The sequence below is a fragment of the Listeria rocourtiae subsp. hofi genome (assembly GCF_963575615.1).
Classification (GTDB): Bacteria; Bacillota; Bacilli; order Lactobacillales; family Listeriaceae; genus Listeria_A; species Listeria_A hofi.
This window is the reverse complement of the sequence record NZ_CAUYTL010000007.1, coordinates 25,469-45,498: the sequence shown is the minus strand read 5'-3', so window position 1 is coordinate 45,498 and position 20,030 is coordinate 25,469. Positions and strand designations below refer to the sequence as shown.

At 40.7% G+C, this 20,030-nt stretch carries 20 protein-coding genes, 2 pseudogenes and 1 riboswitch; of the genes and pseudogenes, 3 read left to right on the top strand and 19 right to left on the bottom strand.

What is annotated here, in order from left to right:
- Positions 1–79 precede the first annotated feature (79 nt).
- Positions 80–1,543: an AcpB/EbpR/MafR family transcriptional regulator gene (locus tag R8925_RS05180; protein WP_430534846.1), complete on the top strand. Its 1,464-nt coding sequence runs from the start codon at positions 80–82 to the stop codon at positions 1,541–1,543.
- 134 nt (positions 1,544–1,677) lie between these two features.
- Here the strand turns inward: R8925_RS05180 and R8925_RS05175 are convergent.
- From R8925_RS05175 to R8925_RS05160, 4 genes and pseudogenes are all read right to left on the bottom strand, one after another.
- A pseudogene (locus R8925_RS05175) lies at positions 1,678–1,928 on the bottom strand (transposase); the annotation flags it as partial.
- Between the two features lie 138 nt (positions 1,929–2,066).
- The gene (locus R8925_RS05170; RefSeq protein WP_430534898.1) at positions 2,067–3,737 is read right to left on the bottom strand and encodes an FAD-dependent oxidoreductase; all 1,671 of its coding nucleotides are present in this window, start codon (positions 3,735–3,737) and stop codon (positions 2,067–2,069) included.
- Between the two features lie 14 nt (positions 3,738–3,751).
- Positions 3,752–5,047 (bottom strand): arsenic transporter, encoded by a 1,296-nt coding sequence (locus R8925_RS05165; RefSeq protein WP_430534845.1) that lies wholly within the window; start codon positions 5,045–5,047, stop codon positions 3,752–3,754.
- Between the two features lie 79 nt (positions 5,048–5,126).
- Positions 5,127–5,462 (bottom strand): ArsR/SmtB family transcription factor, encoded by a 336-nt coding sequence (locus R8925_RS05160; RefSeq protein ID WP_430534844.1) that lies wholly within the window; start codon positions 5,460–5,462, stop codon positions 5,127–5,129.
- A 599-nt stretch (positions 5,463–6,061) separates the two neighbouring features.
- Here R8925_RS05160 and R8925_RS05155 point away from each other — a divergent pair.
- Together R8925_RS05155 and bla are read left to right on the top strand one after the other, a co-directional pair.
- Positions 6,062–6,311: pseudogene (locus R8925_RS05155) on the top strand (Tn3 family transposase); the annotation flags it as partial.
- 534 nt (positions 6,312–6,845) lie between these two features.
- A complete protein-coding gene (bla, locus tag R8925_RS05150; RefSeq protein ID WP_430534843.1) occupies positions 6,846–7,763 on the top strand; it encodes a class A beta-lactamase in 918 nt (305 codons plus the stop codon).
- Positions 7,764–7,821: 58 nt separating this feature from the next.
- Here the strand turns inward: bla and R8925_RS05145 are convergent, their stop codons facing one another.
- From R8925_RS05145 to R8925_RS05075, 15 genes are all read right to left on the bottom strand, one after another.
- Positions 7,822–9,036: an MFS transporter gene (locus R8925_RS05145; protein ID WP_430534842.1), complete on the bottom strand. Its 1,215-nt coding sequence runs from the start codon at positions 9,034–9,036 to the stop codon at positions 7,822–7,824.
- A gap of 126 nt (positions 9,037–9,162) precedes the next feature.
- Positions 9,163–9,624 carry a MarR family transcriptional regulator gene (locus R8925_RS05140; RefSeq protein ID WP_430534841.1) on the bottom strand — a complete coding sequence of 154 codons (462 nt, stop codon included), beginning with the start codon at positions 9,622–9,624 and terminating at the stop codon, positions 9,163–9,165.
- A 67-nt stretch (positions 9,625–9,691) separates the two neighbouring features.
- Positions 9,692–10,486 (bottom strand): amino acid ABC transporter ATP-binding protein, encoded by a 795-nt coding sequence (locus tag R8925_RS05135; protein WP_430534840.1) that lies wholly within the window; start codon positions 10,484–10,486, stop codon positions 9,692–9,694.
- The gene (locus R8925_RS05130; RefSeq protein WP_430534839.1) at positions 10,483–11,193 is read right to left on the bottom strand and encodes an amino acid ABC transporter permease; all 711 of its coding nucleotides are present in this window, start codon (positions 11,191–11,193) and stop codon (positions 10,483–10,485) included. The genes R8925_RS05135 and R8925_RS05130 overlap by 4 nt, the downstream gene beginning before the upstream one ends.
- A gap of 19 nt (positions 11,194–11,212) precedes the next feature.
- Positions 11,213–11,917, bottom strand: coding sequence for an amino acid ABC transporter permease (locus R8925_RS05125; RefSeq protein ID WP_430534838.1), 705 nt, complete (start codon positions 11,915–11,917; stop codon positions 11,213–11,215).
- Positions 11,918–11,976: 59 nt separating this feature from the next.
- Positions 11,977–12,804, bottom strand: a complete 828-nt coding sequence (locus R8925_RS05120; RefSeq protein ID WP_430534837.1) for an amino acid ABC transporter substrate-binding protein — start codon at positions 12,802–12,804, stop codon at positions 11,977–11,979.
- 11 nt (positions 12,805–12,815) lie between these two features.
- A complete protein-coding gene (locus tag R8925_RS05115; RefSeq protein WP_430534836.1) occupies positions 12,816–13,355 on the bottom strand; it encodes a GNAT family N-acetyltransferase in 540 nt (179 codons plus the stop codon).
- Between the two features lie 12 nt (positions 13,356–13,367).
- A complete protein-coding gene (locus tag R8925_RS05110; protein WP_430534835.1) occupies positions 13,368–14,693 on the bottom strand; it encodes an LLM class flavin-dependent oxidoreductase in 1,326 nt (441 codons plus the stop codon).
- 20 nt (positions 14,694–14,713) lie between these two features.
- A complete protein-coding gene (locus R8925_RS05105; protein WP_430534834.1) occupies positions 14,714–15,712 on the bottom strand; it encodes an LLM class flavin-dependent oxidoreductase in 999 nt (332 codons plus the stop codon).
- Positions 15,688–15,972: a glutaredoxin family protein gene (locus R8925_RS05100; protein ID WP_430534833.1), complete on the bottom strand. Its 285-nt coding sequence runs from the start codon at positions 15,970–15,972 to the stop codon at positions 15,688–15,690. The genes R8925_RS05105 and R8925_RS05100 overlap by 25 nt, the downstream gene beginning before the upstream one ends.
- Before the next feature lie 15 nt (positions 15,973–15,987).
- A complete protein-coding gene (ssuE, locus tag R8925_RS05095; RefSeq protein ID WP_430534832.1) occupies positions 15,988–16,533 on the bottom strand; it encodes an NADPH-dependent FMN reductase in 546 nt (181 codons plus the stop codon).
- A 102-nt stretch (positions 16,534–16,635) separates the two neighbouring features.
- Positions 16,636–16,746: riboswitch (SAM riboswitch) on the bottom strand.
- 123 nt (positions 16,747–16,869) lie between these two features.
- Positions 16,870–17,427: a VanZ family protein gene (locus R8925_RS05090; RefSeq protein ID WP_430534831.1), complete on the bottom strand. Its 558-nt coding sequence runs from the start codon at positions 17,425–17,427 to the stop codon at positions 16,870–16,872.
- A 30-nt stretch (positions 17,428–17,457) separates the two neighbouring features.
- Positions 17,458–18,387, bottom strand: a complete 930-nt coding sequence (locus tag R8925_RS05085; RefSeq protein WP_430534830.1) for an ABC transporter permease — start codon at positions 18,385–18,387, stop codon at positions 17,458–17,460.
- Positions 18,368–18,922, bottom strand: coding sequence for an ATP-binding cassette domain-containing protein (locus R8925_RS05080; protein WP_430534829.1), 555 nt, complete (start codon positions 18,920–18,922; stop codon positions 18,368–18,370). Before R8925_RS05080 ends, R8925_RS05085 begins: the two co-directional genes overlap by 20 nt.
- A 419-nt stretch (positions 18,923–19,341) precedes the next feature.
- Complete coding sequence (locus R8925_RS05075; protein WP_430534828.1) at positions 19,342–19,977, bottom strand: hypothetical protein; 636 nt, start codon at positions 19,975–19,977, stop codon at positions 19,342–19,344.
- Positions 19,978–20,030: the final 53 nt, after the last annotated feature.

The window sequence follows — 20,030 nt, the reverse complement described above, 5'->3', positions numbered from 1 at the left end:
TTATTTTATGGGAATTTGCTTGTCATTGCCATTTTATTTTGCCTAAATTTTGGGCGTTTTTGAAACGAGGGGGTTGCTTATGAATCATTTTTGTTTGCGGTTAATACCTGATAAAAAAGTCCATCGTCAAATTTTGTTGATTGAGCAGGTTGCCAAGGCTAGGTATGCGATTACGCTAGATGAAATATCGGATACGCTCAATACGTCATTGCGAACGTTAAAAAGGGACGTGCAGGAAATAGAAAGTATGGAGGAAAAGTTAATTATTAGACATTCTGCTTCAATGCTGGAAATTGATGATTATGAGCTTGTGGATTTTGTTTTGGGTGAATTAGCTGAGAAGTCGCCGCTTTTTGCGATTACGAATAGCATTTTTGAGGGACGATATATGAATATTGATGAGTGGGCAGATGAGTTATTTATTTCGACGTCGACGTTGTATCGGTATTTGAATCATTTTAAAGAGATTTTGGCGGATTTTCATTTGAAGTTGCAGTTGTCGCCGGTTGCGATTGAGGGGCGCGAGGTGGATATTCGGTATTTCTTTCATTATTTCTTCTATAGTACGGATGATGTATCGCAAAATTTTAGGCCAGATAAGAAAATTTTTAATTCGTTTGAGACCGGGTTTCAATATATTATGGAGCATAGTGAGTTGGAAGGGTATGTAAGTCACCGGAGTGTGTTATATTGGATTATGGTGATTACGAAGCGTTTGGAATTGCGTGAGTATATTCGGATTAGTGATGACGTGCAGTTAAAACAGAAAGAGTTACCTATGACGTACCGCTCAATTGAAAAACTGGCGCGGGATGTGTTAGGGCTTGTGCTTTCTTCTGATCCGGATGTGAATCGAAATGAAATTCTGTTTTTAGATTTTGTTTTGTTGGACAATTATGTGTATACGGAGCAGTTTTCTAGTGGGATTGTGAATATAGAGAATGCTACTTTGATTGAGAATTTATTCGCGATCACGCGGGAGTATTTTGTTAGGAATCGTTTGGAGGAGCCAGATGAACCGTCTTTGAGTATTTTTGTGTTTTTCCTGCGAAATATTATTTTGTTGAGTAGACTTTCTCCGCTTTTTCAGAAAAATTTCTTTGAGGTAAATGCTTCGATTAAGAAGAATCATGGGAATATTTTTGAGATTTGGTATGATATTTTGAGAAATAATACAGTTCCGGAGTTGCAACACATTGCGCATATTGATGATGTAAGCGTTAACTTGACGATGTTTACGCTGTATGTGAATAATAAAAATAATGGGGCGAAGCAGCATATTTTATTCTCGTTTGATGGGAAAACCGCTTATTTGAATTACTTACAAATTTTTGCGGCGAATGTCGTAGGGAGTAATACAAAAATGACATTTTTGTCGAATCAGCGTGTGACGAATGATTATATTAAGGAGCATGACGTGGATATTTTGGTGAAGAATTATAAGGATCGGTTTGAGCATTTTGATTGTGTGGTGTATACGTGTTCTAGACAACCGAATGCAGCAGATTGGGATAAGGTTTCGCAGCTGGTTTTTGATATATAGTGATATCCTTGCTTTTCCTACTAGATAGATCCACCAATAAAGCATGAATTTTCTTTGTTAAAGCCCAGCAGAAGTTGTTTATCTTCATAAAATTATATAAAACTTGTTCTTAAAAGGGTTTGTCAAGAAAAGTGTGTCATTAAGAAATATAATTTGACACACGATTCCTGAGGGAAGGCACCATTCTTCGTGACTTTTCGAAAACTGTCATGGACACTTTCCAGGGCACTCGTGGTATACATGATTCTACGGATGGCGCTACCATAATCAAATAATTGTTCCACATGCTTGAAATTCCGCACCCAAACATCGATGGCAGCTGGATACTGACTCCACTGTTGCCGAAAAGACTCGAATTGGCTTGGCAGGCTTTTAGGGATAGAGCCTGCATCTCCGGTCAAATAATAAATCGCGAAATATTCTGACTATATTGATTGAAATCTCTTGTAAATCGAGTTTATTCTATCATCACAGCATTGGCCACAATCTCGTTAACAGAGAGTGGCCTTCTTTTTATTATCATTTAGTCACCAATCAACTCTAAATATAGTTGATAGTTTTTGTTGCCTCCAGACAGATTATAGACTGTTTGAAATCCCTTGTTTTTTAGAATATTCTGGGCTGCATTGCCTGTTACGCCTTTATTACAGTAGGTTACTGTAAGTACTGTAGGGTCAAGTAACGTTGCCCGTTCTCGGAGCTCGGCCAAAGGAATGTGTATGGCATTTTTAACAGAGGATGCTTCAAATTGCTTTTTGGATCGTGTATCAATAATCTGCATTTTCTCGCCTTCATTTTGTTTCTGAATGAGCGTTTCAGGTGTTATTAGTGGGTTATCATGTATCGCATTGTCCAAGGCCATTCCTGTATACAGCACAGGGTCTTTTGTCGTTGCAAATGGTGGCGCATACGCTAAATCTAAGTGAAATAGATCCGCTGCTGTTGCTTTAAAAGTGATGGCTGTTGCTAACACGTCAATGCGTTTGTCAACACCATGTGTTCCTGTTATTTGAGCACCTAGAACACGTCCTGTTTTCCGATCAGCAATCGCTTTAATCGTGAGTTCTTTCCCTCCAAGATAGTCTGCTTTATCCGGCTTAATATTGTAGAGCACTTCTATTTCAAAACCTGCATCTCGTGCTTCCTGCTCGGCTAAACCGGTATAGGCGACAACCATATCAAAAACTCGGACAATCCCTGTGCCAAGAATTCCCCGGTGTTGTAATGATCCACCAGTTAACATATCTCCAGCAATTCGCCCCATTTTATTAGCTGTCGAGCCTAAAGGTCGATACAACGGCTTTCCGGTGATTAAAGAGTAACTTTCTGTAATATCACCAACAGCTGATATATGCGGGATATTCGTTCGCATCTTTTCATCTACGGAAACAGCATGAGAGCTTCCAAGTGTTATATTGGTTCCATGTAATAAGTTCGTATTTGGTGTTACACCTGCTGCTAGAATAATCATATCCGATTCTCGTTCGCGTGCATGGTTATCTATCGTTACCAAACGTTTTCCTTTATCTGTGTACTTGATCTTCTCTATCACTGTATTTAAAGCAATTTTGACACCCTGTTTCTCCAATACTTGTTGTACACGAAAAGCCATATCCCTATCAAGATGTTTCATTATTTGATTCCCACGCTGTATGATGGTCACATCGATACCGCATTGCTGTAACTGTTCGGCCATTTCTAGACCGATAAACCCAGCGCCAACAATAAGTGCGGTTTTCGGTTGCTTCTCCTTGATATAGTGATGTATCGTGCTGGCGTCTTGAATATTTCTAACATGAAAAATATTCTTAGCATCTGTGAATGATTCAAAGGCAACAGGTGTCACTGGTTTTGCTCCCATTGCAAGTACCAATTCGTCGTAGAAATCTTCCACCGTTTCGCCTGTCTTAAGATTTAAAATATCCATTTTTTGTTGGTCAGGATGAATTTTCATGACACGATGTTCCGTATGAATCGCGACGTTATAGCGTTTTTGAAACCATGCTGCATTTCTTGGTGTTAGGGTATCTAATGTTGGGACTTCACCCCCGATATAATAAGGAATCCCACAAACAGAATAAGATATATCGCTATCCTGATCGTATACCACAATCTCGTCTTCCTCGCTGTTTCTTCTTGCTTTTGCCGCCACACTTGTTCCTGCAGCGACGGAACCAATAATAATAATTTTCATCATATAAGCCTCCATTAATTCCAAATGAGTAGAGATAGATATAAACCTACGAGTGTGATAAATAAGACAGGAAGGGTAATGACAATCCCAATTTTAAAGTACATGCCCCAGCTTATCTTCACATTTTTTTGCGCTAAAACGTGCAGCCATAAAAGGGTTGCCAAAGAACCGATAGGAGTTATCTTTGGACCTAAATCAGAGCCTATTACGTTCGCGTAAATCATGGCTTCTTTCATGATTCCGGTAAAGGAAGTATGATCGATAGCCAAGGCGTTAATCATCACCGTAGGCATGTTATTCATAATCGATGATAGGATAGCTGCGATGAATCCCATGCCAATGGTGCCTGCGAATAAGCCATAGTTACCGATATGCTCCAAAGCACTTGCTAGAATTTTTGTAATACCAACATTCTGTAAGCCATATACCACCACATACATACCAATGGAGAAAAATACAATACTCCAAGGAGCACCTTTTAAAACCGTTTTAGTATGAACCGCTTGACTATTTCTAGCAAGTAACAAGAAGGTTAGTGCTATAAATAAGGCGATAAAGGAAACCGGGATATTCAAGAAACTACTTAAAAAATAGCCTGTAACCAGAACAGCTAATATTCCCCAAGAAATATGGAACATTTTCACGTCTTTGATTGCGGAAGCAGGTGTAGCAAGTTCTGATGCAGCGTATCTTTTCGGTAGCGCTCGTCGGAAATAAAGATACAATACCAGGATACTTGCCATGAAAGAAAAAAGATTCGGTATCCACATCGTAAGCGCGTATTGAGAAAACGTGATCCCAAAGAAATCGGCAGAAACGATATTCACAAGATTACTGACGACGAGCGGTAGCGATGTTGTATCGGCAATAAATCCGCTAGCTATAATAAACGGAAACACCTTTTTTTCATCAAACTTAAGGGCACGTACCATGGCCAACACAATAGGTGTCAAAATTAGAGCAGCTCCGTCATTCGCGAAAAATGCGGCTACCAAAGCTCCTAAAATGGCAATAAGTACAAACATTAAAATACCATTCCCTTTAGCGAGTCTTGCCATATGTAACGCGGCCCATTCAAAAAAGCCAATCTCATCAAGGATAAGAGAAATGATGATAATAGCAATAAAAGCTAACGTCGCATTCCAGACAATACCTGTTACAGTCACTACATCTGTGAGTGTGACAACACCTACCAGTAATGCGATAACAGCTCCGCCACACGCTGACCAGCCAATCGATAGATTTCTAGGCTGCCAGATAACAAATATGAGTGTGATGATAAAAACGAAAATAGCGAGTATGATTTGCATAGTTCCCCCTTACTACTAGCGAAAAAGAGATACTACTCGCTAGTGTATTTCATTTATATGGGATTATCGCCAACCAAAGTCATTGGCTAGCATTAGCTGATAGACTCCCTTTCTTGTGTATATTATGACAAATACACGCTTCCTTTTCTTCCAAAAAAGCAGTCAAAACTTGTTGTACTTTCAGTATAGATGCCTCCCTTAAGGAATAGTAATGCCAGATTCCTGATTTTCTGCTTTGTACAATACTTGCTTGCATTAAAACTTTCATGTGATGAGATAATGTGGGTTGCGTGAAATCGAAATGTTCTAGCAAATCGCATGCACACAATTCCCCGCAGGAAAGAATATCAATAATTTGAACTCTTTTAGAATCGCTCATCGCCTTAAAAAGGCGAGCAGTTTCTTCATATGTCACAATAAACCTCCTTATAGATAGATATTTGTCTATCTATAAATATAAACATCTGCAAGTGGAACGTCAAGTATTTCTTTTCGTTGATGCGCAAAGAAAGTTTATATATTTCATCTTCAACCAGCTTATCGTGCCTTCATTTATCTAGAAGAAACCTTTGCATACTTTCCTACATTTGATATAATTTACACAATAAATCTTTGATCTAACAAAATGGATGGGGAAAACATCGTGAAAAAAGAATGGACGGGAACTGACCCACTATAGTGGGACAAAACAAAAAGCACCTCCTATTAAATTCATATACAATGAATTTAATAGGAGGTGCTTTTTGCATGAGAACAGGGGTTGCTTATCCGTTAGAAGTTAAACAAGAAGTGATTAAAATGAGATTAGAAGGTAAAACAATTATGGAAACCTTGAGCATTAAACATTAAGTAGAAACATGGTGGCGCTGGTACAGAAACGGAGAAGAACATCGCTTGGTTCAACCAGTTGGAAAACAGTATACCTTCGGTAAAGGGCCAGAAGTATTGCCAGAGCTAGAGCAACTCAAAATAGACAATAAGTTTTTAAAGCAACAAGTAGATATTCTAAAAAAGTACAACGAAATGGTGAAATATGCGACAGCGCTACGCATTAATACCGCAGATACCGAAGCTATTTTAAAGCAATTTTCCAAAAATAGTTCGCATCCTACCTATTTCGCTTTTCAAGAACTAGGTAGTGGCGTTTCTATGCGATTATCTCCTATCGGAAGAGCTACGAAAAGAAATTCATGCCGGTTTAAATACAGAAGAAAATTGGCATTCTGCCAGTGACTTTGTCTTTTTCGGTCAAGGTGGCGACATTCGCCAACATAATCATTAGTTCCTTACTTTAAGTACATGTTTATTTGTTGTATCACACTATACACAACAGCCTACAAGAAATAAATTTATCAGTAGGGATTATATGAATTTGCTAACTATATCTAGTGTATTTTTTCTTTTTCATATTTTCAGGGAGTGTAGTACCTAGTATAATAGGGCATTTACTATACAATTCACCTAAGATAATTGGATCTACCATTCAATTGAATAGCTATCTTTTGATGGATTTTACGCATCCTATGTACCACTTCCTTTACTGAAATGGTTAGTCAGCATTCATAACGCATCCTACAATCATCCCTTCTTTTAATAATGACTTACGTTAAGGGTTCCTAGCTATGACTGTAAAAATCGATAAACGTTATTAACTTAGAAAATATATACCACTTAAATCCAAAAATGACAAAAAATAATCAGGAAACCTTAATATTTTCTTTCTGTTTTCTGTATCCCCTCTTTACCTTTTTGCAATAGACTAGAGATTGTAATAAAAATTACGATAGGAGATGAGAATATGCATGTAAGAAAACTTTTAACAGGTTTGTTGGCCGTTTTTGCGATAGCGATTTTGGTAGCGTGCAGTGCGCCTGATAAGGAGAAGGCTGCTACTACCGATAAAGAGACAGAGGCCGTAAAAGCAGAGGCAAAGTTCAAGTCGGAGATCGAAAAATTGGAAAAGAAATATGGGGCAACGCTTGGTATTTATGGGATGAATACGGAAAATAAGCAAAGCATTAGTTACAATGCGCAAGAACGATTCGCCTATGCTTCGACTTTTAAAGCGATTGCTGGTGGAATATTACTTAAAAACCTGACTGCCGATGAGCTGGATAAACGCTTTTATTTTTCAAAAGAGGATTTAGTGGACTACTCGCCAGTTACTGAAAAGCATGTAGATAGCGGAATGACAATGAAGGAGCTGATCCAGGCGGCTATGGATTACAGCGATAACACAGCGGCTAATATAATGCTTCGTGAATTAGGCGGACCTGAAGGCTTTAAAAAAGAATTGGTCAAAATTGGCGATAAAACAATGTTACCGGTCCGTTATGAACCAGAATTAAATGAGGCTGTGCCAGGTGATACGCGTGATACAACGACACCAGAGGCAATGGCTAATACGCTTTCTTTCCTATTAACGAAAGGAAATATGGCGGACGAGCGCCTAGACCTTTTCAAGCAAACGTTATTCGATAATACAACCGGCGATAATTTAATTCGTGCTGGTGTTCCAAAAGGTTATATTGTTGGAGATAAGACCGGCGCTGGTTGGTATGGTACTCGTAATGATATTGCGGCTATCTATAAAGACAAAAATACAAAACCGCTAATTTGGGTTATTTACTCTAAAAAAACGGGCAGAGATGATGAATACAACGATCAATTGATAGCGGATGCGGCGAAAGTACTTAGTGATTATTTTTCTTTATAATTCATTATAAAAATGGTGATTAGATGGCCTAGTTCGGCTTTCTAATCACCATTTTTTATTAGCTGTTTTGTTTCATGTTACGTAGGACGAGAATAGCCGTGGCAATCAGAAAGACGCCCATTACTGCTGGTGCGACATGTCCAAGTGAAACGTAGATGGCACCGCCTAGAATGGGGCCGATAATTCTTGCTAACGACTGGATAGATTGGCTACCACCTTGAATTCTACCTTGTTCACTGGCATCAGCAGATTTGGAAAGCATTCCATTGAACGATGGTCCGAAGATTGAATCGCCAAAACCGAAGATGAAAATACCAATGATGAAAAAGGGTGCTGATGCTGCGATGGTTGATGTTGCTATGAAGGCGTAACCGATGAGTTCTGCTGTCATTCCGAGAAGTGCGATTTGCTTGTCACTGAGTTTTTTCAGGAGTTGTGGCATGATGAAGGCTTGTGAAATAATATCTTGGAAACCCATGATGGAAAATACGAGACCGATGAGCGCGGGTTTCCAACTGAACGTGTCAATCGTGAATTGAGACATGATGGCTTGCATGGAGCCGCTTGGAATCCATAGTAGAAATGCCGCGATAAGTAATCGGTTTAAATTTTTGATGGATAAGATATTGAAAAGTTGTAGAAATGGATTGAGGCGCGTGGCGGTGATTTCTTGCAGTCTATTTTTGGCATCGAGGCTTTCTGGCATGAAGAAGTAACCATAAATCATATTGATTAGCGCGATTGCTGCTCCAAAATAAAGTGGGGCGCTGTATCCGAAACTGGTCGCAAGTAGTCCGCCGATTGTTGGTCCCATGATAGAACCTGCTCCTGCCACCGCACTTACCCAGCCGAAATATTTGGTGCGTTGTTCAGCGGGCGTGATGTCGGCAAAGTAGGCGAAAATGGTGCTAATGCTACCTCCTGTGATGCCTTCAATAATACGTCCAGCGAATAGTACCCATAATGCCCCGCCAATACCGAATACGAAAAATCCAATCGCAGCTCCAAACAAGCTTACTAATAGAATTGGACGCCGACCATATCGGTCACTCAAAGCTCCGAGTACAGGGGCTGAAAAGAACATGCATACAGCGTAAACGGACATGAGTAACGTCACGATCAATGCTTGATCTCCCAGATTAGCTATATAAGGTTGGACTAAAAAGGGGATAACAGGCGTGATAATGCTGAAACCTATTCCGATTAGAAATACAGAGATAAGCCCGAATACGAGCGCATGTTTAGTTGGGATTGATTGTTTAGTTTGTGTCATTGTTTTTGCTCCTTAAATGTCGTAATATTGTTTCTCCGTCAACAATAACTTATTTTTGTTTCCTTGTCAACAAATCGTTTAAAAAAATAAAAACAGCCCTTATCTCAAAAATAGAGTGGAACTGTTTTAGTATTGATTTTGTTTCGTTATTTCGTTATCTAGATGTTGACTATATTTTTCGAGAAAGCATAGTACGCCATCAAATTGTTCCTCCGTGACTTGATCGAAAATGGCTTTATCGCGCGCTTGAAATTCTTGATGTAGCGTTTCATGAATATCGAAAACTTCTTTTCCTTTTGATGTCAGGCGGAAATAGATTTCTTTTTTGTTATCGGCTTTCTGGTAGCTTTCAATGAGGTTTTTTTCTATGAGTTTTTTTGTTAACTTACTGATGGCACCTCGAGTCATGTAAAAAGATGCGGCAAGCTTGGTGACGTTTGGATCGTTATTTTTGCCGATGTATTCGACGCAGTGGACTTCGGATGATTTGTAACCTGCGAGACTCGTTTCCATCTTTGGCTTGTTCAGCGCAGCGATTTTGTTTAATACGTCCCTAACGCCAGACATAATTGCTTCTTCCTTATTCATCGCCTGTCCTCCCATATGATTCATGCGTTAAGGACATTATAGCCTGTTTTTGTTTCTTTTTCAACAATCATACAGGATTCGCAATCCACGCCTCTTTTAGTGGAACAACGATTGGCGGTATGGATACATCTCCGGATATCCGCTTTAAGAATTGACGCGTTCGTTCTTGTTTTGGTGCCCCAAATAATTCTGCAGGGCTTCCTTCCTCCACGACTACGCCATCTGCCATAAACAAAACATGATCTGAAACTTCTTTCGCAAATTGCATCTCATGCGTCACCACAACCATTGTCATGCCCTCCTCCGCGATTGCTTTTATCACTGACAAAACTTCCCCAACAAGTTCAGGGTCAAGTGCAGAGGTTGGTTCATCAAACAGAATAACTTCGGGGTTTAGGACGAGCGCTCTAGCAATACCAACACGCTGTTGTTGTCCACCTGAAAGCTGGCTTGGATAAAAATCAAACTTATCGCCTAGTCCGACTTTTACAAGAATGGCTTCGCTACGTGCGCGTGCTTCAGCTTTTTTTACTTTTTGAGCTATAATCAGACCTTCCATCACATTTTGAATCACGGTTTTATGCGCGAATAAGTTGTAATGTTGAAATACCATCGCCGTTTTTTTACGCAATGCTAAAATATCCTTTTTCGTCGCTTTTTCAGTGGCTACCGTCACATTACCAATCTCGATTAGCCCACCGTTTGGTTTTTCTAAGTAATTGAGGCAGCGTAAAAGCGTTGTTTTCCCAGAGCCACTCGGTCCTAGAATCGTGATAACCTCGCCTTTATTAATTGTTAAATCGATGCCTTTTAGCACCTTTTGTTCGCCGAATTGCTTTGTAATTCCTTGTAAGCGTATCATCCAATCCCTCCCTTGTTATAGGCTGTAGCTTTGCGGTCGATAAGTGACGCAATCAATTCAATCATAATGGTTACGCCCCAATAAAGCAGCCCCGCAGCGATAAATGCTTCAAGAAACTTCAAGTTGCTGGACGCCACGATTTGTGCAGTTCCTGTGATTTCTTTAACCGAGACGAGGAAAGCAATAGACGATGCCTGTAAAAAGCCAACCACGATATTCGTCAAATTGGGAATCGACTGCGCAAGTGCTTGCGGTAAAATAATGCGCGTCATCACTTGGAATTTTGTCATCCCAACCGAGTAGCCCGCCTCAACTTGGCCACTTGGTACGGCGATAATACCAGAACGAATAATCTCCGAAAGATAGGCTCCTGCGCTAAGTGACAACGCGATAAGTACAAAAATCGTAATCGGAACGCCGTTGATGTTAAACGACCAATCATAACGCTTCGCCAAACTATCGAGTAAAAGAGGTAAGCCAAAATAAATCAGCATGATATGCATCACAATTGGTGTCCCACGAACAAAGGACACGTAGCCATTCGCCACACGATGCACCCCCGTAACACGATAAATACGTGCGAGCGCGACGCCAAGCCCAATTAAGAAACCAACAATAAGAGGTACAAATGTAAGTAATAAAGTAAGCGGTAACGCCGTCAAAATTTCTTTAAAGGCCTCCCAAATAAACGGAAAATCGAGCTGCATTACGTATCCACTTCCTCTTCTAATCTAATACCACAACCGGTGCCTTATGCCGATTCGCGCGTTTTTCAAACAATTTTGCTACCTGTTCTAGAATCAGCACAACCGTATAATAAATAATCGACATTGCGATATAAACTTCCAACGCATGAGCCGTAGCCGCAATCAGCGTCTCCCCGCGTCCCATCATGTCCATCAGCCCAATCGTAAACGCCAATGACGTATCTTTCAGCGAACTAATTACCGAATTCGCCACATTGGGAAACGCAATACTGGCACTTTGCGGTAACACAATCCGAAAAAAACTCTGCACTGGGCTCATCCCAACCGACATCGCTGCCTCCGTTTGTCCATAATCAACGCCCTTAATCGCACTTCGGAAAATCTCCGAAAAAATCGCCCCATCCCTAAGCGCGTAGGTCACAATGACAAAGTATGCCGGCGCCATTCGTGAAATATCAACGCCAAACACGAGCAACAATGCTGGTAAACCGTAAAACACCAAAAACAACTGAATCAACATCGGTGTTCCGCGAATAAAGGAAAGAAATACGATTACCAGCTGGCTCAAAACCGGCACCCGAAACAAGCGAATTACAGCCAAAATTAGTCCCAAAATTAGCCCAATCACCGTCGCATAAACCAAAACCTGCAACGTTATCATCAAATATTCCAGCAATGTCGGAATAAAGTCAAAAATCAAATGCCAATCAAACGCCTTCCCCATCTGTACTCCACCCCTTTATGCTTTAAAATGTAAAAACTGCATCTCGCTTAGGAGCCATTTTAAAAATCTACCGTATAGTCAGCACCCAACCATTTCTTACTCAACTTACTAACCACACCTTCTTCTTTTAGTTCCTTCAATGCGCCGTCCAAATCATCTGACAACTGCGATTCATTTTTGCGTAGCAAGAAGAAAACCTTCGAATTTAGCACCGGTTCCCCGACCACTTTTTGTTGCGCGTCCGCTTGCTCATTCAATAATTTCACCGCAAAAGGAGTCGTAATGGTAGCATCCGCACGCCCAGTTCGAATCTGATTCGTTGCATCATTATTCCCAGTTCCCGAATACACGATATTAATTTTATCCCCATGCTCCTTATTGTATTTCTCCAAGTAAACCGCTGAATTGCTCGTTGCACTAACAATCGCCGTTTTCCCTGCAAGATCCGCAACCGACTTAATATCCGTATTCTTCTCATTCACCGCAACCTGCAGCGGAAAAACATTATATGGCTCCTTATTAAATAAAAACTTCTCCTCACGCTCATCATTCACTTCCATTTGATGCGCTACAAAATCGATTTTATTCGTTTGCAAACTCAATAATAAATTAGAAAAATCCATCGTTTTAAACTCAAATTTGTACTGCGGTAACTTCTTATCCAGTGCCTTTACAAGCTCCACATCATACCCCGTCAAATTTCCCTTATCATCAATAAAGCAGATATTCGGAAATTGCGTACCAGTTCCGACCACAACCGTCTTAACATCTTTACCATCTTTCGTTAGCGCATCACTTGAAGCACCCGTATCCGTCCCAAGCCCGCACCCCGCCAGCAAAACACTACTTAAAACAACCAGTATCGCACCTAAAATCCACTTCTTCATCCAATCTCCCCTTATTTCGAATTAACAAGCACATCCACATTTCCAAGTTCAGCAAACAACGACTCATCCAAAATTTTGCGTAAGAAAATAATATTATCTCCTTCATACTCGTGCTCATAAAACCCAACATATCCGCGTCGCTCATAAATCGAAACAAGCCAAGGATGCCGCGTCGCCGTCGCTAAGTAAACAGCCGGAGCCTTAATTTGCGCTACTAAAACCTGTTCCTCCACATAATCCAGAAGTGCCGTCCCAACCCCTTGTCGCTTAAAATCCGGATCAACCGCAAACCACCAAATAAATGGATATGGCTGAATTGAACGCTCACCTAAAGCCCAAGGGAAAGCAACTGTCACTGTAGCAATAATCCGACCATCCCGCTCCAACACATAATTCGCATTGCGCCTAATATTTTCTTCTACCGTTGCCAAGTCCGCCGTTGCCCCAACAAATTTGATATCCATATCCTTCAGTGGCTTATATCCACGAATTGAGACATCATGCACGACCACCGCATCATTCAACGTAGCTAATCGAATAACATCCCCCACAAAAATACCTCCTTAATTTTGCGCTTCAACTTTACTTGCATAGCGATTCTCCTTAAACCGCAAGCCCAAGTTCCCACGTAGCGTGTCACTCTCATATTTCCGATCATAATACCCACGCGCCTCCAAAATTGGAATCACTTTTGCAACAAAATCATCCAGCCCTTCTCCCAAAACTGGCGCTCCAAAAATAAAACCATCCGCGGCGTTGCTATCAAACCAAGCGATTAACTCATCCGCAACCTTCTCCGGCGTGCTTACAAACGCCGATTTTGGTGTCGTCACCCGAAGCGCTACCTCGCGTAACGTCAAACTCTCACGCTTTGCATCCGCCTTGATTTTCTGCGTCGTCGCCCGAAAACTATTTTCACCAACCGTCCCGATATCAGGAAATGGCTCATCCAGTGGAAACTTCCCAAAATCAAAATGATCAAAAAAACGACCAAGATACGCGATTGCTTCCTCATCCGAAACTAAATTCTTAATCTTCTCATATTTCGCATCCGCCTCCTCCTGTGTCTCACCAATAATCGGCGCAAACCCAGGAAAAATTTTAATCTCATCCGCCGCTCGACCATTTGCCACCGTCCGCGCTTTCACATCTGCATAAAAAACCTGCGCCTCCTCAAGCGATCCGCCATTCGTAAATACTGCATCTGCATCCTTAGCAGCCAAGTCCTTCCCAGGTTCCGACGCACCCGCTTGAAAAATAACCGGCTGTCCCTGCTTCGAACGCCCAATATTTAGTGGTCCCTCCACAGAGAAAAACTGTCCCTGATGATTCAATCGATGCAACTTTTCAGGATTAAAAAACTGCCCCGATTCCGGATTCCGTATAAATGCATCATCCTCCCAAGAATCCCAAAGCCCCTTCACAACCTCTAAATGCTCCACCGCAATCTCATAACGCAACGCATGTTCTGGGTGCGTCTTCTTACTATAATTATTCGCCGAACCCTCAAGAGGTGAAGTCACCGCATTCCATCCAGCCCGACCATTACTAATCAAATCCAGCGACCCGAACTGCCGCGCCACCGTATAAGGCTCACTATAAGATGTCGAAAGCGTGCCAACTAGTCCGATCCGTGAAGTCACCGCTGCCAAGCCCGAAAGCACTGTCAAAGGCTCGAATCGGTTCAAAAAATGCGGTATCGACTTCTCATTAATAAACAGCCCATCCGCAACAAACGCAAGCGCAAAACCAGCCTCCTCCGCCTTCAAAGCCTGTTCCTTATAAAATTCAAAATTCACACTCGCATCCACCGGCACACTCTCATGTTTCCACGCGTTCATGTGCCCACCAGGACCATGTAACATCAAACCAAATTTTATTTTTCCCATTCCTCATTTCCCCTTCCCTTTCACACATTCGCTGTCAAAATCGCCTCACTAATCAACTGCACCGACCGAAATCGCACATCCTGTCTTGCAATCGGCGTATGAATCACAAACTCATCCACATCAAACGTCGCCCGCAATCGCACTAATTCCGCCTTCACCTGTTGCGCCGTACCGACAATAATATCCGCAACACACTCCTCTACTTTAAAATCAGTGACACCAGCCTGTCTCGCAAATTCCTCCGCCTGTGCCACCGTCTGTAAAGTCACTGAAACACCCGTTGATAGTGTTACTCGCACTACTTTTTGCTCGCCTGCAAGCGTCTGTGCCTCTTCTTCCGTATCCGCTGCTAAAGCTGGAACTGCAATAATCAACTCGCCATTCGGACTCCTCCTCCGATACGCCGTCACCGCTTCTTGTAGAACCCTTTCATCACTATTAATAAATTTCGCAAAACAATAATTCACACCCTGTGTATCCGCCAATTCCGCACTGGCCACACTCGCACCAAGCAAGAAAATATCCGGTTTCGTAGGTGGCTCAGGATCAACACCAACTCCCGCCAACACATGATCAACAGGCAATTCTCCATCCACAAACTGCTTCAAAAGCACCAACTGTTCCTCAAAATCCGTTTTTTCTGACCGCCCAAATTGCAAAGCCTTCGTCGAGAGCGGCAAGCCACCAGGTGCCTTCCCAACACCTAAATCCACTCGATTTGGCGCTAAAGTAGCTAACAAATTAAAGTTCTCCGCCACTTTGTATGCACTATAATGCTGCAACATCACGCCACCCGAGCCAACCCGAATCCGTGATGTCCGAGCTAACAGATGCGAGACTAAAACCTCCGGCGAAACACCAGCCAGCAACTTCGTATCATGATGCTCCGAAACCCAAAACCTATGATACCCCCATTCTTCAGCCTTTTCCGCTAGTGCAATGGTTTGCTGCAACGCCTGATATGCACTTTTTCCATCCTCAATCGGGCTCTGATCTAATAAACTGAGTCTAAATCCCATTTCTCCGCCTCCCTCAAAGCCTTTTCCAATGCCGGCAATCCGAGCTCCGTCACACCCCGATATGTATGCCCCCGACCAATTTCAACCACTGGAACATAGCGCACTCCATACTTCGCCTGTAAAATTTCCCGTTGCTCATCATGATCTGTAACATCCACCACCTGAAAATCAAGCCCTTCCTTCGTCAAATAATCCTTAACCTCCGCACAATAATCACAGCCCCGTTTCGCCCATACGACAATCGCTAACTTTTCCGTCATCCCGTTCATCCCCTTTTAACTAATTTGTCCAATCTCACGCCTACCGACCGCAACGACCAATTCCGTCAACTGCCCGCGCAATCGCTCATCCAGCAACACATCTCGAATTGGCATAACCGCCCCCTTATCCAATTGTGCATCCACTACATAAACCCCTTGCAAAACTTCACCTTTCAAAACACCAAGCAACGGCTTAAGCGCAAAATCAATCGCCAACACATGCCCACTGCTCCCACCAGACATAATTGGTAGAACAACCTTATTTTTCAAAATACTTTCCGGCAATAAATCCAAAACCGCCTTCAAAACCCCAGTATACGACGCTTTATAGACCGGTGACCCCACAATCACGCCGTCCGCCGCCTCTATATCTGCGACCAATTCCCCGATTTGCACATCTTTAAAATTCGCGCTCACCAATGTTTCTGCAGCAAAATCACGCACAGAGTGAAAGCGAACCTCCATTCCATCCTCCTGTAAAATCCCACCTGCATATCGCAAAACCTTATCCGTTCCCGATTGCACTGATGGACTACCAGACAAAATCACGATTCGACTCATCTCATCCTCACTCCCCTTCCAAATCATATATTTCCGATGTATTTACTATGAATTAAAACAAAAAAGAACCTCCCTTCCAATTTGGAAAAGAGATTCCTCTTCTCCCCATTTGCCAGGCCAAAAGCGCACACCTGCTGGAATTAGCACCGTTCTATTACTAGAGGTTGCTGTGGGATCAAAGGACCAGGTTCCTCCCCCAACTCTCAATAAGGACTGTATAATTTTTATGATTGGATGTATCTTACCATCTCTAAAATCAGATGTCAACAAATATTTCGTTTTTTTAGATTAGTTAGGTTTTTCACAAAACGATGAAGAACCATTAGATATAGGTTATTACATATCATTTTTCATCGGATACATTTTTCGTACAATTTCCGTTCTACTGACGAAATAAGCCAAAGTAAACCCGCTCACATTCAAAATAACATCTGTCACATCCATAAAATGATTCGGATAAATAAACACGATATCCAAAAATAATTGTACCGATTCAATCATGAGTGAAATAAGCAAACCTATACAAATAAATTTTCCGAAATATAGGTTTCCTTTCAGCACACCTATATAAATCCCAAGTGGGAACAATAGCAACACATTACCAACAGCCTGGTGCCAGTCCGCCATCGACCCATCGATTAGTTGCTTAAATGGCACCACATTTATGTAGTCAGTCACTGCATAGCTACCTGCATCCAACAAATTCTCAAAAATCGTAAACGGAAAAATCACGAACTTAATCAAAAATACTAGATAGACTCCGAGCAAAGCCGTTGCAAAATAATAACTATCCAACTTTTTCCCTTGTAAAAGAAATCTCAAAGTTATCGCCATCACGACCAATATCGCAATTGCTAAAATAATAATAATAAACGGATCATATGTTATCTCCATGCTGATTGCTCCTTCACAATTTACTATCAATCAAAGTTTAGGACAGAGCCTCTTCTTATCCCTTTTATACACATAAAAAGTAAACAAGCCCAGCATAACAGCCGCAACCAAATAACCTAACATCAAATTCGTATTTTCTCCCGATACAACATCCATGGTCGAAGCCGAAGTATTATAAATTTTAGGTACAGTAAGCAACATCAAATTTTTCAGGTCATAGCCGCCCAAATTCGGTACGATTAGCATGTATACAAATAGCACAACAATACTAATCAAAGTCGATCGTAATGCGCTTGTTAACAGGAAGAAAAAGATTCCAAACAAAATCAAAACCACCACTTGATATACAACTTGTAATGGCAACTCCCCCAAATAATTCACACGCATATCCGGCCTAATTCCCATCACCATATTAAACAAATATTGCGTTCCTATTGAAAGAAATGCAGTAAGAAAAACCGTGCCAGCAGCCATAATCATAACTGATAAAAGTTTGCTAATAAAGAACAAACGATGTCCTCTCAATAATAGTTGCCCCTTAAATGTCCCATACTTAAAATCAAAAAAAGCAACATGACAACTATAAATTCCAAAAATAAGTGGCAAAAACAAAATCGCAATCGATGTAAAAATTTGATTCGGCGCATTCAACGGATTTAATGCAACTTTAGCCGCAATCACCCGATAATAATCATATTTCAAAACATTACTAATCTCCTCTGAATTCCCATCCTTCTTAATATCTAAGTCCTCCGCAAGCGCCTGCTTCAGCGTAATACCATCATTTGCGTACAGTTCCATCGTTGCATCAAATCTATCTTCTTTTTGCTGAAGCGAACTATACTGCGCATAACTCGAAAAAATAGATAAAATAACAAGAAATACAAACAGTAAAATGATGTATCTAGCCTTCCACTGATAAAATAATTGTGCCCTAACACTATCCCACATACTTTTCATAAACTTGCTCCAAATCTGTAAACTCATTTCTATCTACCTGAACTAACTCCGTATCATTAATTACAAAAACCTCATCCAAGATTCGATTATAAAACTCAAACTGATGTCCGCATACTAAAATAAGCATTTCATTTTTACAAGACAACATTAGACTCTTAATCAATTTTCCCGTCTCATGATCTAATCCATTTGAAACCTCGTCTAAGATAAGCATTTCTGGCCTTGTAAATAAAGCAATAAGGATAGACAAAATCTTTTTCTGTCCTAACGAATACGATCTAACCTTTCTCTTTAAAACATTTCCATCTATGTATTCCTGCAAAAATGCCTTTTCTTCCTGTAACAAATTACGCCCAATCAGTAAGAAAATATTATCAATTCCATTCAAATTATCATATAAATATGACTCATCAAGGACCGTCGCAATACGTTCAGGCTTCACAATCTCGCCTTGAAAATCCTCAAATCCCATAATACAGTTAAAAAAGGTCGTTTTCCCCGCACCGTTCTTCCCCAAGAAAAAAAATAATCCCATTAGAATCACGTTTCATACTAAAGTTTGAGAGGATAGTTTGGTGTTTGTATTTCTTGTTTAGATTTTTGATTTCTAGCATTATGTCCCCACTTTCCGCTGATTCGACTACATAAATAAGGCAATTGCAATACTTAAACTTAATCAGAGATTCAACTGCCTCTTCAAAAAACTATACTTTTCGAAAAATATTATTTGTTTTTCCACTCTAAATGTGCCAAATTTTTTTGGTTTATTTATTCGACTTGCTTTTTTCAAATAAACTTATTATTACTAGGCACCCTAAACCTACTACTGGAATACTTATAATAAACCATAAAATAGTTCTTGGAAAGATTTCATAATAATAATACATGGACACTGTTAACCAAATAAGTAATACAGCATACTTCAGCCCAGTTCTCAAAAAATCACCTCTTGCATTAGTATATATCTACATAACCATTGTTCGGCCGCTTATCCCTTTTGTCTAGTTGTTTTGCTATCTGTGTTCCAATATCTAAGTAATTGAGTGCAACTGTAACTGCTACTCCTACTGACACAGCTAATTTTTTAGCCCCCCATGCCTTTAGTCTACTTACAACGGTCCGTGAAAAAAGTTTTTTTGCTTCTCTCTTCCCTTTTTTAATGATAAACGATTGTATTGCACCAACACCACCACCGACTACAAAGCCAATCGCTGTATTAAGTATAGCTCCGACCCACCTCACACTTATTCTTACTTGAAACGCTTCTACTTTTTTGGGAGCTAGTGTTTGCAATACATCATTTTTGTATATAGAAATAATATCCTCATCCTCAGATTCTTGTAAGCGATTATCAAAATCTTGTTGAGATGCTTCTATATCATTATACGTTTCTGAATTAGCATCGAAAAAGTCTGTCAATGCATCTTCCATAACTGTCAAATCTTCAATTCCAGATAACTCAGCTTGTTCCTCTACAATGCTTTCAAATAAAGCGCGCTCCTCCTTAGTCATTTCTGAAACTGAAGGTATTTCTGCAACTGCCTTTTCTAAATCAAAATTATCAGATAATACTTCTGATTCTAGCTTCACATCTGTATTAATTCCCTCAACATTCTCATTGTTATTACCGTTATGCCTTTAAT

Bases quoted from the DNA above. Each gene is read 5' to 3' on its own strand.
- R8925_RS05140 (WP_430534841.1), bottom strand. From the start codon at position 9,624: ATGAATAAGGAAGAAGCAATTATGTCTGGCGTTAGGGACGTATTAAAC.
- R8925_RS05170 (WP_430534898.1), bottom strand. From the start codon at position 3,737: ATGAAAATTATTATTATTGGTTCCGTCGCTGCAGGAACAAGTGTGGCG.
- R8925_RS05110 (WP_430534835.1), bottom strand. From the start codon at position 14,693: ATGGGAAAAATAAAATTTGGTTTGATGTTACATGGTCCTGGTGGGCAC.
- R8925_RS05105 (WP_430534834.1), bottom strand. From the start codon at position 15,712: ATGGGATTTAGACTCAGTTTATTAGATCAGAGCCCGATTGAGGATGGA.
- R8925_RS05135 (WP_430534840.1), bottom strand. From the start codon at position 10,486: ATGATACGCTTACAAGGAATTACAAAGCAATTCGGCGAACAAAAGGTG.
- R8925_RS05125 (WP_430534838.1), bottom strand. From the start codon at position 11,917: ATGGGGAAGGCGTTTGATTGGCATTTGATTTTTGACTTTATTCCGACA.
- bla (WP_430534843.1), top strand. From the start codon at position 6,846: ATGCATGTAAGAAAACTTTTAACAGGTTTGTTGGCCGTTTTTGCGATA.
- R8925_RS05120 (WP_430534837.1), bottom strand. From the start codon at position 12,804: ATGAAGAAGTGGATTTTAGGTGCGATACTGGTTGTTTTAAGTAGTGTT.
- R8925_RS05145 (WP_430534842.1), bottom strand. From the start codon at position 9,036: ATGACACAAACTAAACAATCAATCCCAACTAAACATGCGCTCGTATTC.
- R8925_RS05130 (WP_430534839.1), bottom strand. From the start codon at position 11,193: ATGCAGCTCGATTTTCCGTTTATTTGGGAGGCCTTTAAAGAAATTTTG.
- ssuE (WP_430534832.1), bottom strand. From the start codon at position 16,533: ATGAGTCGAATCGTGATTTTGTCTGGTAGTCCATCAGTGCAATCGGGA.
- R8925_RS05100 (WP_430534833.1), bottom strand. From the start codon at position 15,972: ATGACGGAAAAGTTAGCGATTGTCGTATGGGCGAAACGGGGCTGTGAT.
- R8925_RS05090 (WP_430534831.1), bottom strand. From the start codon at position 17,427: ATGGAGATAACATATGATCCGTTTATTATTATTATTTTAGCAATTGCG.
- R8925_RS05085 (WP_430534830.1), bottom strand. From the start codon at position 18,387: ATGAAAAGTATGTGGGATAGTGTTAGGGCACAATTATTTTATCAGTGG.
- R8925_RS05165 (WP_430534845.1), bottom strand. From the start codon at position 5,047: ATGCAAATCATACTCGCTATTTTCGTTTTTATCATCACACTCATATTT.
- R8925_RS05080 (WP_430534829.1), bottom strand. From the start codon at position 18,922: ATGGGATTATTTTTTTTCTTGGGGAAGAACGGTGCGGGGAAAACGACC.
- R8925_RS05180 (WP_430534846.1), top strand. From the start codon at position 80: ATGAATCATTTTTGTTTGCGGTTAATACCTGATAAAAAAGTCCATCGT.